At 65.6% G+C, this 13,942-nt stretch carries 16 protein-coding genes and 1 riboswitch; of the genes, 9 read left to right on the top strand and 7 right to left on the bottom strand.

Annotated features, from left to right (window positions below; genetic code table 11):
* The 3 genes from ribH to ACTHNR_RS11815 form a co-directional block, all read left to right on the top strand.
* A partial coding sequence (ribH, locus tag ACTHNR_RS11825; RefSeq protein WP_440547805.1) for a 6,7-dimethyl-8-ribityllumazine synthase occupies window positions 1-484 on the top strand: 484 nt, incomplete at its 5' end.
* Complete coding sequence (gene nusB / locus ACTHNR_RS11820) at window positions 481-918, top strand: transcription antitermination factor NusB (protein ID WP_440547804.1); 438 nt, start codon at window positions 481-483, stop codon at window positions 916-918. The genes ribH and nusB, both read left to right, overlap by 4 nt.
* A gap of 67 nt (window positions 919-985) precedes the next feature.
* Window positions 986-2,179 (top strand): pyridoxal phosphate-dependent aminotransferase, encoded by a 1,194-nt coding sequence (locus ACTHNR_RS11815; RefSeq protein WP_440547803.1) that lies wholly within the window; start codon window positions 986-988, stop codon window positions 2,177-2,179.
* A 127-nt stretch (window positions 2,180-2,306) separates the two neighbouring features.
* Here the strand turns inward: ACTHNR_RS11815 and ACTHNR_RS11810 are convergent, their stop codons facing one another.
* Complete coding sequence (locus ACTHNR_RS11810; protein WP_440547802.1) at window positions 2,307-3,455, bottom strand: transglycosylase SLT domain-containing protein; 1,149 nt, start codon at window positions 3,453-3,455, stop codon at window positions 2,307-2,309.
* 606 nt (window positions 3,456-4,061) lie between these two features.
* Between ACTHNR_RS11810 and ACTHNR_RS11805 the strand changes: the two genes are divergently transcribed.
* The 3 genes from ACTHNR_RS11805 to ACTHNR_RS11795 all read left to right on the top strand — a co-directional run bounded on the left by ACTHNR_RS11805 (window position 4,062) and on the right by ACTHNR_RS11795 (window position 7,544).
* Window positions 4,062-5,636, top strand: coding sequence for a UbiD family decarboxylase (locus ACTHNR_RS11805; protein WP_440547801.1), 1,575 nt, complete (start codon window positions 4,062-4,064; stop codon window positions 5,634-5,636).
* A gap of 27 nt (window positions 5,637-5,663) precedes the next feature.
* Window positions 5,664-6,749, top strand: coding sequence for an asparaginase (locus tag ACTHNR_RS11800; RefSeq protein ID WP_440547800.1), 1,086 nt, complete (start codon window positions 5,664-5,666; stop codon window positions 6,747-6,749).
* A gap of 129 nt (window positions 6,750-6,878) precedes the next feature.
* On the top strand, window positions 6,879-7,544 hold the full coding sequence (locus ACTHNR_RS11795) for a LysE family translocator (protein ID WP_440547799.1): 666 nt from the start codon (window positions 6,879-6,881) through the stop codon (window positions 7,542-7,544).
* A 52-nt stretch (window positions 7,545-7,596) separates the two neighbouring features.
* Here the strand turns inward: ACTHNR_RS11795 and ACTHNR_RS11790 are convergent, their stop codons facing one another.
* The 3 genes from ACTHNR_RS11790 to ACTHNR_RS11780 all read right to left on the bottom strand — a co-directional run bounded on the left by ACTHNR_RS11790 (window position 7,597) and on the right by ACTHNR_RS11780 (window position 9,532).
* Entirely contained in the window at window positions 7,597-8,562 is a 966-nt protein-coding gene (locus ACTHNR_RS11790; protein ID WP_440547798.1) for a threo-3-hydroxy-L-aspartate ammonia-lyase, read from the bottom strand.
* A gap of 204 nt (window positions 8,563-8,766) precedes the next feature.
* Window positions 8,767-9,075 carry a hypothetical protein gene (locus ACTHNR_RS11785; protein ID WP_440547797.1) on the bottom strand — a complete coding sequence of 103 codons (309 nt, stop codon included), beginning with the start codon at window positions 9,073-9,075 and terminating at the stop codon, window positions 8,767-8,769.
* Window positions 9,076-9,370: 295 nt separating this feature from the next.
* Window positions 9,371-9,532 (bottom strand): hypothetical protein, encoded by a 162-nt coding sequence (locus ACTHNR_RS11780; protein ID WP_162878086.1) that lies wholly within the window; start codon window positions 9,530-9,532, stop codon window positions 9,371-9,373.
* Window positions 9,533-9,838: 306 nt separating this feature from the next.
* Between ACTHNR_RS11780 and ACTHNR_RS11775 the strand changes: the two genes are divergently transcribed.
* The 3 genes from ACTHNR_RS11775 (at window position 9,839) to ACTHNR_RS11765 (ending at window position 11,843) form a co-directional block, all read left to right on the top strand.
* On the top strand, window positions 9,839-10,759 hold the full coding sequence (locus tag ACTHNR_RS11775; protein ID WP_440547796.1) for a Rossmann-like and DUF2520 domain-containing protein: 921 nt from the start codon (window positions 9,839-9,841) through the stop codon (window positions 10,757-10,759).
* Between the two features lie 78 nt (window positions 10,760-10,837).
* Window positions 10,838-11,155, top strand: a complete 318-nt coding sequence (locus tag ACTHNR_RS11770; protein ID WP_440547795.1) for an EthD family reductase — start codon at window positions 10,838-10,840, stop codon at window positions 11,153-11,155.
* Window positions 11,156-11,279: 124 nt separating this feature from the next.
* Entirely contained in the window at window positions 11,280-11,843 is a 564-nt protein-coding gene (locus ACTHNR_RS11765; protein WP_440547794.1) for a YggT family protein, read from the top strand.
* Between the two features lie 39 nt (window positions 11,844-11,882).
* Here ACTHNR_RS11765 and ACTHNR_RS11760 read toward each other — a convergent pair whose 3' ends face one another.
* The 3 genes from ACTHNR_RS11760 to ACTHNR_RS11750 all read right to left on the bottom strand — a co-directional run bounded on the left by ACTHNR_RS11760 (window position 11,883) and on the right by ACTHNR_RS11750 (window position 13,901).
* Window positions 11,883-12,215, bottom strand: a complete 333-nt coding sequence (locus tag ACTHNR_RS11760; protein ID WP_440547793.1) for a DUF190 domain-containing protein — start codon at window positions 12,213-12,215, stop codon at window positions 11,883-11,885.
* A 136-nt stretch (window positions 12,216-12,351) separates the two neighbouring features.
* Window positions 12,352-12,738 (bottom strand): fluoride efflux transporter CrcB, encoded by a 387-nt coding sequence (gene crcB, locus ACTHNR_RS11755; protein WP_440547792.1) that lies wholly within the window; start codon window positions 12,736-12,738, stop codon window positions 12,352-12,354.
* Window positions 12,739-12,824: 86 nt separating this feature from the next.
* Window positions 12,825-12,901: riboswitch (Fluoride riboswitch) on the bottom strand.
* A 58-nt stretch (window positions 12,902-12,959) separates the two neighbouring features.
* Complete coding sequence (locus tag ACTHNR_RS11750) at window positions 12,960-13,901, bottom strand: LysR family transcriptional regulator (RefSeq protein WP_440547791.1); 942 nt, start codon at window positions 13,899-13,901, stop codon at window positions 12,960-12,962.
* Between the last annotated feature and the right edge of the window lie 41 nt (window positions 13,902-13,942).

Below are 13,942 nucleotides of genomic sequence, written 5' to 3'. Positions count from 1 at the left end.
GAACCTCGACGGCGACGGCCTACGCATCGGCGTCGTTCAATCGCGCTTTAACGAGCCCGTCTGCAACGGCCTCGTCGACGCTTGCATCGAAGAACTCGAGCGCCTTGGCGTCGCGGGCGAAGACGTGCTGCTCGTCACGGTGCCCGGCGCGCTGGAAATCCCGCTCGCCTTGCAAAAGCTGGCCGAGAGCGGCCAGTTCGACGCGCTGATCGCGCTCGGCGCCGTCATCCGCGGCGAAACGTATCACTTCGAACTCGTGTCCAACGAGAGCGGCGCGGGCGTCACGCGCATTGGGCTCGACTTCGGCATTCCCGTCGCCAATGGCGTGCTCACGACCGAAACGGACGAGCAAGCGGTCGCGCGCATGACCGAAAAAGGCCGCGACGCCGCCCGCGTGGCCGTCGAGATGGCGAACCTGTCGGTCGCGCTCGAACAGCTCGGCGGCGATGAAGACGACGAAGACGAAGAAGAGGACGAAGCATGAAGAGCGCCCGCCGACGCTCCCGCGAATTGGCCACGCAGGGGCTGTATCAGTGGCTGCTGTCGGGTGCGCCCGCCGGTGAAATCGACGCCCAATTGCGCGGGGCGCAAGGCTTCGACAAAGCGGATCACGAGCATCTCGACACGCTGCTGCACGGCGTGATCCGCGAGAACGAGGCGCTGTCCAGCGACCTCACGCCCTGCCTCGATCGGCCGATCGAGCAGCTCTCGCCCGTCGAGCGGGCCGTGCTGCTCGTGGCCGCGTTCGAGTTCAAGCATCACGTGGAAATTCCGTATCGCGTCGTGATCAACGAAGCGGTCGAGCTCGCCAAGACGTTCGGCGGTTCGGACGGCTACAAGTACGTCAACGGTGTACTGGACAAACTCGCACTGAACCTGCGGGCCACGGAATCGCAGGCGGGCCGCGCGAACCGCTAAGCCCTGCCCGTTATTGCTTTCGCGCGTGCGCCGCTACCCCGGCCCGCGTCGATCGGAAACGCAAATCATGAATTTCGCCGCAGAACCGCTCATGAAGCTGGCGTCGCGCGTGGACGCAATCGCTCCGTTCTACGTCATGGAGCTCGCCAAGGAAGCCCGCCAGCTGGAACAGGCCGGGCGCCGCATCATTCACATGGGCATCGGCGAGCCGGATTTCACGGCCCCCGAGCCTGTCGTCGAAGCGGCCGCGCAAGCGCTGCGGCGCGGCGTGACGCAATACACGGGCGCGCTCGGCATCGCGCCGCTGCGCGAAGCCATCGCCGCGTACTACCAGCGCAGCTACGGGCTCACTGTCGATCCCGCCCGCATCGTCATCACGGCCGGCGCGTCGGCCGCTTTGCTGCTCGCCTGCGCGGCGCTGGTCGACCGCGACGACGAAGTCCTGATGCCCGACCCGTCGTACCCTTGCAATCGCCACTTCGTGGCGGCGACCGAAGGCAAGCCCGTGCTCGTGCCGAGCGGACCCGAAGCACGCTTTCAGCTGACGGCCGCCGACATCGAACGCCTGTGGAACGAGCGAACCCGCGGCGTGCTGCTCGCGTCGCCTTCGAACCCGACGGGCACGTCGATCGAACCGGCTGAACTCGAGCGCATCGTCAAGGCCGTGCGCGCACGCGGCGGCTTCACGATCGTCGATGAGATCTATCAAGGGCTGTCGTACGATGCCCGGCCCGTCTCGGCGCTTTCGTTCGGCGACGATGTGGTCACCGTCAACAGCTTCTCGAAGTACTTCAACATGACCGGGTGGCGACTGGGCTGGCTCGTGGTGCCGCCGTCGATGATCGGCGCGTTCGAAAAGCTCGCGCAAAACCTGTTCATCTGCGCGTCCGCGCTCGCGCAGCACGCAGCCCTCGCCTGCTTCGAGCCCGAAACGATCGCCATCTACGAAGGGCGCCGCCTCGAATTCAAGCGTCGGCGCGACTTCATCGTGCCGGCGCTCGAACGGCTCGGATTCTCGGTCCCGGTCATTCCCGACGGCGCGTTCTACGTCTATGCCAACTGTCGCGGCGTTCCGCATCCTGCCGCGGGCGACAGCGCCGCGCTGACGAAAGCCATGCTGCACGATGCCGGCGTCGTGCTCGTGCCGGGCCTCGACTTCGGCGCGCACGCCCCGCGCGAGCATATCCGGTTGTCGTATGCAACCGCCTATGCGTCACTGGAAGAAGCGGTCGAGCGTCTGGCTAGACTGTTTGGGCATTGAGCGCAAAGGGCGCGCGGCGGGGCCATCTTCGACCTCGTCGATACAGTGCATCGAAAAATGAAGTCGAAAAAATGGGCGCCCGAAGGCGCCCATTTTTGTATCCATCGCAGCTCGGAACTCGATCGGCTTACGCCCCAAGCTCCGCCTGACCACCGTGCCGCGGTGCACTCGCGTTGGCGGCGGCATCATCGGAACCCGACGATGCCGGCGTGGACGTTCCGGTTGCGTTCGTCTTCGCCTCGGCGGCCGACGGATGGCCGCTGTTGAGCGCCACCTGAACGCGCTTGGTCGCCACCACCACCGGCGTTTGCGGCGCCTGCGGTGCGTTGATCGGCACCGAGCGGCCGCGCGCCACGTCGCGCAGCCGGCCCCGCTCGGCCATCACCTTGGCGCCGTAGCCGCCGTCGTCGGGCGAGGTCGATCCGACGTACAGCCGCAAGCCGTCGGCGAGCGAGCCGCCGCGCGCGATGCAGTCCTTCAGGACGACGGCGCCAACCGTAATGTTGGCCAGCGGCTCGAGGGCCGCGCCCGGACCACCGAAGTACTGGAACTTGTCGGAATGGACCTTCGACATGACTTGCATGAGCCCCTTGGCGCCGACGCCGCTTTCGGCGTAGGGGTTGAAGCCCGATTCGATCGCCATGACGGCGAGCAGCAGCAGCGGATCCAGCCCAACTTGGCGCCCTGTGTCGAAGGCGGCCTTCACGAGTTCGCCCACGGGCTCTTGGGCCACGTGATAGCGGCGGGCCAGGTACGACGTGACGAGCGATTGTTCGCGCGCCGACACGAGCACGCGGTCGTCGCGCGCATCGGCCGCGACGTGCTGCGACGAAATCATTTTCGCGAGCAAATACAGGTTCGACGGCGTCAGGCTCGTCGGCAAATGCGTCTCGACGGCCGGGGCGGCGCCCGCCAGCGCGAGACCGCTGGCCCCGCTGCCGTCGAACGCGCCGTCGTAGCTTGCGTTGTCCATGCCCGGGATGGCGCTGGGCGCATCGTCCGCAGTGTCGGGCGTTGCCGGGCCGAATGCCGGCAACGGATGCCCGCTCAGCAGGCGCGCGGGGCCCGCCTGCACGGCAGCGGAGATGAACGGCATCAACCGCGCGGCGAAGGTGCCGCGGACGGTGGGCAACAACCAGAGCGTCAAAGCAACGAGAACGGCGCATGCGCCGACGACGCTGAACAGATGGTGACTGACACGCGTCCCACGGCGCAGTGCGCTTCGAACCGCTAGGGCGAAGCTGCCGTCGGGACGCCACGATAACCAAGTATTCATTCAGTTCTCCCATTGAGCATGGCCCGTCTCGAGGGGTACTGCGGCGCGATTGCGCCTCTCGAGCGAGCCAAGGCGTCGCGAGCCTTGGTTGGGGACTCTCGGCAACGCCGGGATACGGCACGCTACCGTGCATGACGGCGACGCACCGTGTGGAGGGCCACATCGGAGCACAAGGACCGGCGGCACGCCTTGTGGGGCGTGCACATCGTGGCTCTCACGCAAAGCCAGCGGCAACGCGCTGGCGGGAAGACTACTTTTGGACCGTAGAACGCCGTGCAGGGCGGCGTACGGTGATGCGACACATCGTGTCGCGAGCTTGGAGCGGGGGCAGTGCAACTCAAAACGACTTGGCCCTGCAGCCAATGTGGGACGGATTCTAGCAGGCTTTTATAGATCGTCAATGCTACAAAATCGTAAAACAATAACAAAATGTAATGAAGGATGGCCTGCGCGGGGCTAAAATCCGCGCCCCGCGCGCGTTTCGGCGATTTCTCATCGCGACCTAGAACCAACCTCCTTGCCGGGCGCAGGTAAAATCGTCGCCTGCCCGCTCCGGGGCATGGTGCTCCGGGTCGCCACGGGACATCGTCGGTTCACCACCAACTTATGAAATATAGGGATTTGCGAGACTTCATCGGTCGGCTCGAAGCATCGGGCGACTTGCGGCGCGTACCCGAGCATGTCTCGCCGGTGCTCGAGATGACGGAACTGTGCGACCGCGTGTTGCGCGCCGGTGGGCCGGCGCTGCTGTTCGAGGCGCCCTCGAACCATACGATGCCCGTGCTCGGCAATCTGTTCGGCACGACGCGCCGGATCGCGCTCGGCATGGGCATCGACGAAACGGCGGCCGCCGAGGAAGGCGCCGCGCTGCGGTCGCTTCGCGATGTCGGGCGGTTGCTGTCGGCATTGAAGGAACCCGAGCCTCCGAAGGGGCTCAAGGATGCGGGCAAGCTGTTCACGCTCGCCAAGGCGGTTTGGGACATGGCGCCGAAAACGGTCAACGCGCCCCCTTGCCAAGAGATCGTCTGGGAAGGCGCCGACGTCGATCTGGCTCGCCTGCCCATTCAAACATGCTGGCCCGAAGACGCCGCCCCGCTCGTCACGTGGGGGCTGACGGTCACGCGCGGGCCCAACAAGCCGCGGCAAAACCTCGGCATCTACCGCCAGCAGCTGATCGGACGCAACAAACTCATCATGCGCTGGCTCGCTCATCGCGGCGGAGCGCTCGATTTTCGCGAGTTCGCCATGGCCAATCCGGGCAAGCCTTACCCGGTCGCCGTCGTGCTCGGGGCCGATCCGGCTACCATCCTCGGGGCCGTGACGCCCGTCCCGGACACGCTCTCGGAGTATCAATTCGCCGGCCTCTTGCGCGGTGCGCGCACCGAACTCGCACGTTGCCTCACGCCCGGCGTCGACACGCTGCAAGTGCCTGCCCGCGCCGAAATCGTGCTCGAAGGATTCATCTACCCGCAAGAGGGCGCACCGGGCGTGGCGCCCGCAGGCGCCCCGCCGCGCCCGTCGCAAGGCGCCGGCGCGGGCTACGAGCACGCGCTGGAAGGCCCTTATGGCGACCATACGGGGTACTACAACGAACAGGAGTGGTTCCCCGTCTTCACCGTCGATCGGATCACCATGCGGCGCGACGCGATCTACCACTCCACGTACACGGGCAAACCACCCGACGAGCCCGCCATGCTCGGCGTCGCGCTCAACGAAGTGTTCGTGCCGCTCTTGCAAAAGCAGTTTCCGGAGATCACCGATTTCTACCTGCCGCCCGAAGGCTGCAGCTATCGAATGGCCATCGTGCAGATGAAGAAGAGCTACGCCGGGCACGCGAAGCGCGTGATGTTCGGCGTGTGGAGCTTCCTGCGGCAGTTCATGTACACGAAGTTCATCGTCGTCGTCGATGAAGATGTCGACGTGCGCGATTGGAAAGAAGTGATTTGGGCAATCACGACGCGCGTCGACCCGGCGCGCGATACCGTGCTCGTGGAACGCACGCCGATCGATTATCTCGATTTCGCCTCCCCCGTCGCGGGCCTCGGCTCGAAGATGGGGCTCGACGCCACCAACAAATGGCCTGGCGAAACCGATCGCGAATGGGGCCGCCCAATCGCGATGGACGCCGCCGTGAAGACGCGCGTCGACGCGCTGTACGAACGACTGGGGCTCGGCCGCTGAGCCCACGCGGCGCGCACCTCGATAGGAATGGAACCGAACGACATGAACGACGCTCTCGCATTGCAAGCTCAAGTCGCCGCCACGAGCTACCGCGGCCCGGCCGTGGAAAACCGGCACTTCGCGCACGTCGCCGTCGTCGACGGCGCGGGCCGCCTACTGTATAGCTTCGGCGACCCGCATCGGCTCACGCTTCCACGCTCGGCCGTGAAACCCGCGCAAGCGCTGGCCGTCCTCGAAACGGGCGCCCTCGAGCGTTTCGGCTTCGACGAAGCCGATCTCGCCCTGATGTGCGCATCGCACAGCAGCGAGGAGCGTCACATCGAGCGTGCCCGTGCGATGCTCGCCAAAGCGCACGTCAGCGAGCGCGACCTGCGATGCGGCGGACATCCGCCGATTTCCGACGAAGTGTGGCGCAGCTGGATCAAGCGCGACTTCACCCCCACGCCCGCGTGCAGCAATTGCTCGGGCAAGCACGCCGGCATGCTCGCGGCGGCGCTCGCGATGGGTCAGTCGACGAAAGACTACGAACGCCCCGAACATCCGCTGCAGCGGCAGGTCAAGCGCACGCTCGCGGAACTCGTCGATTTGAACGAAGCCGATGTGACGTGGGGCATCGACGGCTGCAACCTGCCGACGCCGAGCTTTGCGCTCGACCGCCTCGCGCGCTTGTTCATGAAGCTCGCCGCCGCGGACCTGCCGTCCGCCACTTCACCTCGCGAAGCGGCGCTCTCGCGCATCTGTCGTGCTATGACGGCCTACCCGGAACTCGTCGCGGGCAACGGCCGATATTGCACAGCCCTGATGAGCGCGTTCGAAGGCAGCGTCGTGGGTAAAGTCGGGGCCGAAGGCAGCTACGGTTTGGGCGTGCGCGCCGGCGCGCATGCCATTGACGGCGTTGTTGGGCCGATCGGCTTGGCGGTCAAGGTCGAAGACGGCAACGGCGCGATTTTGACGGCGATCGTCACCGAGCTGCTCCATCAGCTCGGCATCGGCACGCCCGAGCAGCGCGCGCGGCTCGACGCATTTCGCGCGCCGACGATCAAGAATACGGTCGGGCTCGAAGTCGGCCGAATCGAGATTACAGTCCCGCTTGCACGCCAGCCGAATCGATAACCGCGCAACGCCGCCATTGACAGGCAGCGCCCCATAGCGACACGGCGTGGCGGCCAACCGCCTTTGCGGCGACGGCCTTGGACGCCGCCGCGCACTTCTTCTCTCTATATAGATAGCGCCACCCTCAGCATGCATCCCGCATCGGTCGTATCGAACGGCTTTTTTCTCTCGCTCTCGTTGTGTCTGGACATCGGCATCGTGAACGTCGCGATCCTTTCGCGCACGCTTTCGCACGGTTTCAAACCCGGCTTCTGGCTCGGGCTGGGCTCGTGCATCGGCGATCTGGTGTATGCCGCGCTTGCACTCGCCGGCATGTCCGCGCTGCTGAAGTTCGATGCCGTGCGGTGGATCGTTTGGATCGGCGGCGCCGCGATGCTGCTGTTCTTGACATGGAAGATGGCGCGCGAAGCACTTTCGCCCGCGCCGCCGGCAGGCGCGGCCGCGCCCGAACTCGACACGGGCGCGAGGCGGGGGTTCGCTCGCGGCGTCGCGTTAGCCATGTCGTCGCCTTCGGCGATTCTTTGGTTCGCGGCAGTCGGAGGCGCGCTCATCGCCAAAGCCGGCGCGACTAGCAGGGGCGCCGCATCGCTGTTTCTAGGGGGCTTTTTTCTAGGCGGGCTCGCGTGGACGATCTTCATCTGCACGCTCGCCACGCAAGGCAGAAAGCACGCCGGCGCCTCGCTGCTGCGCGGGTGTCATATCGTTTCGGCGTTGCTGTTCGCGTATCTGTCGTACAGCGTGATCATCGACGGCTACCGGGACCTCGTCGTGCACGCGTCGCGCACCGTCGTCTAATTCCCAGATTGGGGGCGCCTGCGCGCCGGCCACCGCCCCCTCCGGCGACCCGCTACCCCAAGTATTCCGCGTAACGCGGCAAATCGACGTTGCCGCCGCTGATCAGCACACCCACACGCTTGCCCTTGACCGGCACGATGCCGTGCATGACGGCCGCGGCGGCGAGACAGCCCGTGGGCTCGACGACCATCTTCATCCGCTGCGCGAAAAAGCGCATCGTTTCGATCAGTTGCGCATCGCTGACCGTTTCGATCTTCGACACGAGCCGCTGGATGACGGGGAACGTATAGTTGCCGAGAAACGGCGTGGCGGCGCCGTCGGCGATCGTGCGCGGCGGGTCGATCCGCACGATCTCGCCGCGCGCGAGCGACTGCTGGCCGTCGTTGCCTGCTTCAGGCTCGACGCCGATGATTTCGCACGAAGGGCTCAATGCGGCAGCCGACAACGCGGAACCCGAAAGCAGCCCGCCGCCGCCGAGACACACGACGAGCACGTCGAGCGGCCCCGTTTCCTCGATCAACTCTTTCGTGGCGGTGCCTTGCCCGGCCATGACGTGCGGATGATCGTACGGCGGGATCAGCGTCATGCCGCGCTCTTGCGCGAGACGCCGGCCGATCGCGTCGCGATCTTCCGTGTAGCGATCGTAAAAGACGATCTCGCCGCCGTATCCTTTGGTCGCTTCGACCTTGGCGGCGGGGGCGTCCTTCGGCATGACGATCGTCGCGCGGATGCCGGCAAGCTTCGCGGACAATGCGATCGCCTGCGCATGGTTGCCCGACGAATACGTAATGACGCCGGCCGCGCGGGCCTCTTTATCGAAATGCGAGATAGCGTTGTAGGCGCCACGGAACTTGAACGCTCCCATGCGCTGGAAATTTTCGCATTTGAAGAAGACGGACGCTCCGACGCGTTCGTCGACGGTACGGGATGTCAGAACGGGCGTGCGATGCGCGACGCCGTCGATGCGCGAAGCCGCATCGACGACATCGTCGAAAGTGGGAAGTGCAAGCGCTTGCATGGGCGATCGGAGCCCGAAGGGCGGGCGAGAGTCGATGAAATCGCATTGTCCCAGCTTCGACTGCGTTTTGCGAGATTGGCCGCCCGGCCACCCGATCCGGCGCACGACCGTAAACGCCGACGGCGCAACGCGGCGGGAAGCCGGCGTTGCGCCGTCGGGGGTCGGGCCAAAAGCAGCGCCCGCGGTCAAGCGGGGGTGCGGCTGTTACCAGTGATGCCCATGATGATGCCAGCCGCCATAGTATCCGCGTCCGTAGTAGCCTCGTCCGTAGTATCCGCCTCCGTAGTACCCACCCACATAAACGGGCGGCGGCGCGTAATAAACCGGGGGCGGCGGCGAGTAGACGACCGGCGGAGGCGGCGCGTAGTACACCGGGGGCGGGGGCGCGTAGACCGGATACGCCGGCGCCACGGGAATACCGATGCCGATGCCGACCGAGACGTGCGCTTGAGCGGTTGCAGCGAACCCCGCGCTCAGCGCTGCAACGGCAATCAGCGAAGCGAGCTTTTTCATTACTGTTCCTCTGGCGAATGTCGGGCTCTTGCCGACGACACGCCGGCGGCACGAGCCGCAACCTACGCTTCAAATGTATAGAAAAAGCACCGCCAAGGGGCGCGGCATTTGTTGCAAATTGCAAACCCAGCACCGCCGGCCGGGCGCGCGCCCGCCCCTCGCCCAGCCGTGACGAGGCGCGAAGGGGGCGATTTTACCGCTTGCCCTTCCGCTGCTCGGGCGCCGTCGGTAATGTTTAATTACAAATTCGTTGCGTCGGGGCCCCACACGAAACGGCCGCCGAACTTGCGGGGCGTCATCCGACTTTGACGTAGGTGAACTCTCGCGTGATGCTGGGCGGCACGTATGCCTCCCCGATCTTCACGCGCGGCGTCAGCCGCTTTTTCTGATCCCACCAAAGGCGCCGCTGAGCGCGGCTGAGGAACCGCAAATGCTTGCGGTAGGAAAAAACGTTCATCGTGACCTCCCATGCATAGCTGCGACGCAAGAACGAAGAACGAAAAGCGCGGACGAATGCGAACCGCTTTGAACCCGGCACGCACCGCAGCGCCGAACGCGCATCCATCGACCACGCATCTCAATACGACGCCCGAAACCGATCGGCGAAAATCGGCACGAACCCCCGTTGCGCACCGGGTCGCGGCGCGGTATGCGAACTGGGCCACCCGAGAAGGGTGGCCCGCATAGGGCCACCCGGCTAGGGCCCCGCCGTCGCCGCGATGCGCCATACTGGCGGCTTCGCCGTGCCACCCCGTGTCCGACCATGACATTTCCCGCCCTTCCCCGTCTCGGCTTCATCGGCGCCGGCCGCTTGGCGCGCTGCCTCGCCGTGGGGTTCGCCCGCGCGGGCTACCCCGTCGCCGCGGTCGCCGGCCGTTCGGCGCAATCGGCGCAGCGCCTTGCGCAGGCGGTGCCGCAGTGCCGCGCGGTCGCCGACGCTCAGAGCGTCGTCGATGCCTCCGAGCTTGTCTTTTTAGCGGTTCCCGATGACAGCATCGGTACGATCGCGAACAATTTGCGCTTCGATGCCCAAGGCGAACGGCCGGTCGCGCTAGTTCACTGCAGCGGCGCGACGAGCGTGGATGTGCTGGCGCCGGCCCAGGCGCGGGGGGCGCTCATCGGCGGGTTTCATCCGCTTTATCTGTTCAGCGGAGAGCGTGTCGACGTCGAACGAATCGCCGGGTGCTCGGTGACGATCGAAGCGCCGGCGGAACTCACCCCCGTCCTTGAAAACCTCGCCCGTTCGCTCGGCTGCGAAGTGCTGTCGCTTCCGGGCGAACACCGGATGCTTTATCACGGCTCGGCCCACTACGCCGCCAGCTTCGCGCTCGCGGCACTGAGCGAGGCGGTCGACATCTGGCGCAAGCTGGGCTTTAACGAGGATCAATCGCTGCGTGCGCTGCTGCCGATGCTTTCGGGCACCATTGAAACCGCGCGCGGCAAAGGCTTGTCGAACGCGGTCGCCGGGCCTGTTTCGCGGGGCGACGCGGCACTCTTGGCACGGCAGCTCTCGGCCTTCGAAGCGTTGGGGGGCGATCACGCGGCGCTGTACGCGCTGCTCACGCGCCGCGCGCTGTCGCTCGTGCGCCGGCGGGCGCAGCCGCCCGCAACGATCGACGCGATGACCGATGCCGTCGAGGCCACGCTCGAGCGCGCCCTCGCGCGAAGTGCAAGCGCCCCGTAAGCCGTGATATGGTGACGACCGGCGTCAGCCGTCGGAACGCCGGCGCAGCCCCTTCAGCAACCTGACGAGAACCCAAGAATGATCAAAGTCAGCATCCTCTACCCATATCGAGACAATGTTCGTTTCGACATCGACTACTATCGCGACAAGCATATGACGCTCGCCGCGAAGCATTTCGGTGCGGCATTGAAGGGATGGTCGATCGACAAGGGCGTGAGCGCCGGCGAACCGGGCTCCGCGCCGAGTTTCGTCGCGGCGGGCCATTTTCTGTTCGAGTCGGTGGAAGCGTTCAAGCAAGTGTTCGAGCCGGTTGCAGGCGAACTCGTCGCGGACATCCCGAACTACACCGACAGCGCACCGCAGATTTTGATCAGCGAAGTCGTCACGAACGTTTGACGTTGGACGTTCGTCCGTCGATGGTGGACACCTAGCGTTCGGCGAAGGGACGCGGGCGTCGGGCGCTTAGCGCCCTCGCCTGTGGCACTCCAGCCAAGACACTCAAAGAAGGAAAGGATCGAAGATGTTCGGGGACATTGCCCGCTTTCTGCTCAATACCGTGTTCACGTTGTTCGGGGCCGCGCTGATACTGCGCGCCTGGATGCAGGTCGTGCGCCTGCCGCCGTACAACCCCGTATCGAACGCGATCTTCCAGGCCACGAATTGGCTCGTGCTGCCGCTAAGGCGCGTGCTGCCGAGCGCGCGACGCGTGGACGTGGCGAGTTTAGTCGCGGCGCTGTTGGCCGCGATCGTCTACGTCGTCGCGATGGTGGCGATCGCGGGCGTCGACCCGCTCGCGGTCGCACCGGTTCTCGCGCTCGTGTCGGTACTGACCATGCTGAAATGGGCGCTCAACCTCGTCATCTGGCTGACGATTTTGATGGCGCTGCTCTCATGGCTGAATCCGCATTCGCCCGCCATGCCCATTCTGTATCAGCTCACCGCGCCGTTCTTGAATCCGCTGCGACGCGTGATCCCGAACCTGGGCGGCATCGACCTTTCGCCGATCCTGCTTTTCGTCATCGTGCAGGTGTTGCTGATGGTGGTGACGCGGGCGGCCGTATCGCTCACGCTGTTCGGCATCTAGCGGGGGCGGCGGCGCGAGCAATCCGCTCGCGCGCGCAATTCATGCATCCGCGCCGATGACGCCGAACGTCGCCGGAATGACCGTGTAGACGGCGCGAACGTTCTCCTTCGACACTTGCTCGACGAGCTTGTGCGCCTCCGATTGCGTCGCGATGAATTCCACCTCGACCGTCAGCGAACCTTGCAGCTCGAAGAATCGGTCTTCGTGCAGCACGCGGTGAGCGCCGAACCCGGCCATCGCGCGAAACGCCGACCCGCCCATGATCTCCATCCCTTTGGCGCAGGCAAGCAGCCACTCCCAAAGCGGCCGCCCGTGCACGCGATGGTTCTCGTGAACGTAAAATCGCAACAACACGTATTGCTCGGATTGCATAGGGCCTCCCGACGCCGACGCGGCAAGCTTCGATTGTGCCTCCTGCCTGCCGATGCCACAACGGCGACGTTGCCGTAGCGAGCGCCGTGCCACGCCGGCGGCGGCTGCGCACCGGCCTTCGCGGCATGCCGAGCCGTTAGCCTGCCATCAGCCAGACACGCGCGGTCCACATCCCTAGCGCCGTCAACGAGAACGAACCGAACAAATGCAGACCGGCGGCTGCGAGCGCCCAGCCGAACTGGGCCTGCGAGGCCAACGTGACGACTTCGGCCGAAAAGGTCGAAAAAGTGGTCAATCCGCCCATGAACCCGGTAATGACGAAAAGACGCCATTCAGGCGGCAGCCCGGCCTTGGCGGCGAAGATCACGGCGGCGACGCCGATCAGATAGCCGCCGATCAGGTTCGACGCGAGCGTGCCGAGCGGGATCGTCGGGAACACGGCGTTGAGGCCGAGGCTCAATCCCCAGCGCAGCAATGCGCCAAGGCCGGCGCCGATGAAAATGGAGAGAAGCGAGTAGATCAACGGACGGTCCTGATTCGAAGCATGTGGCAAATCGAACCGGACGGCGGGCGGCACATACGAGCGAACGCCTACCGATTCCGGATCGGGGAATGGTAGGCATCATCAGCCCTCGGCCTCGGGGGCCTTGGGCGGTTCAAGGAGGAATGCCATCTCCTTTGCGCAGGGTATGCCATGGCGACTGAGAAACAACCGCCATTCACGACCTGCGACGACACGCTACTTTAGGGGTTTGAAATCGGATAGGCAAGATCGCGCGCGCCGCCGCGCCCTTCGAATGCGTCGCGCTCGCGCGACAGCCCTTCCCCCACCACGTCGAAACACGCCCGTACGCGCGCCGTTCCTTTCAAGTCGGGATGGGCGACGATCCACAATTCGCCTTCGAGATCGGACACGGGCTCGCGCATCGCGCGCACCAGCGCGGTGTCGCCGTCGCCGAGGTAGCAAGGCAGCAACGCGAGCCCCAGGCCGAAGCGCGCCGCGACGAGTTGATTGACGAGACTGTTCGCCCGATAGACGAAGGCATCGTGCGGGGCGGCTTTGGCGAGCCACTCGGCCGCTTGAATGCCTGTTGTCCCGTCCTCCCAGCCAATCAAGGCGTGTCGCGCGAGCGCGTCGACGCTCGGTAGCGGACCGCCGAGCCGATGCACATAGTCAGGCGTGGCGTAGACGGCCCAGGCGATCTGCGCCAGCCGTCTCCCCCACAGATCGCCGTCTCGTGGGCGCACGGGCCGCAGCGCAACGTCGGCCTCGCGCCGAGAGAGATTGAGCACGCGGTTGTCGATGGCGAGTTCGACGACGACGCCCGGATGCGCCTGCCGAAACGCCGCCAGGTGCCGTGTCAGCCTGCTGTAGGCGAGCGTTTCCGACGAAGTCACGCGCAACCGCCCGCTTAACCGGTGATCGCGGCCCGTGAGGTCGCGGTCGAGCGCGAGCGCCTCGTCCTCCATGCGCTCGGCAGCGGCAGCCATGCGCTGCCCAGCCTCGGTCGCTTGATAGATTCCACCTGACAGCCGCTCGAACAGCCGCACGCCGAGCCGCGTCTCGAGCGCCTTGAGGCGGCGAAACGCCGTGGAGTGATCGATATTCAGCTGTTGCGCGGCGGCGGCCAAGTTAGCTGCCCGATGCACGGCGAGCACGAGCCGCAATTCGTTCCAATCGTTCATGCCGGAACGTTAAATGAAGGCTTGCATCGTTGCAAGCAATG

It is taken from the genome of Trinickia sp., assembly GCF_051954495.1.
Lineage (GTDB): Bacteria > Pseudomonadota > Gammaproteobacteria > Burkholderiales > Burkholderiaceae > Trinickia.
Note: the sequence above shows the minus strand (reverse complement) of the source record. Positions and strands in the feature narration are given on the sequence as shown.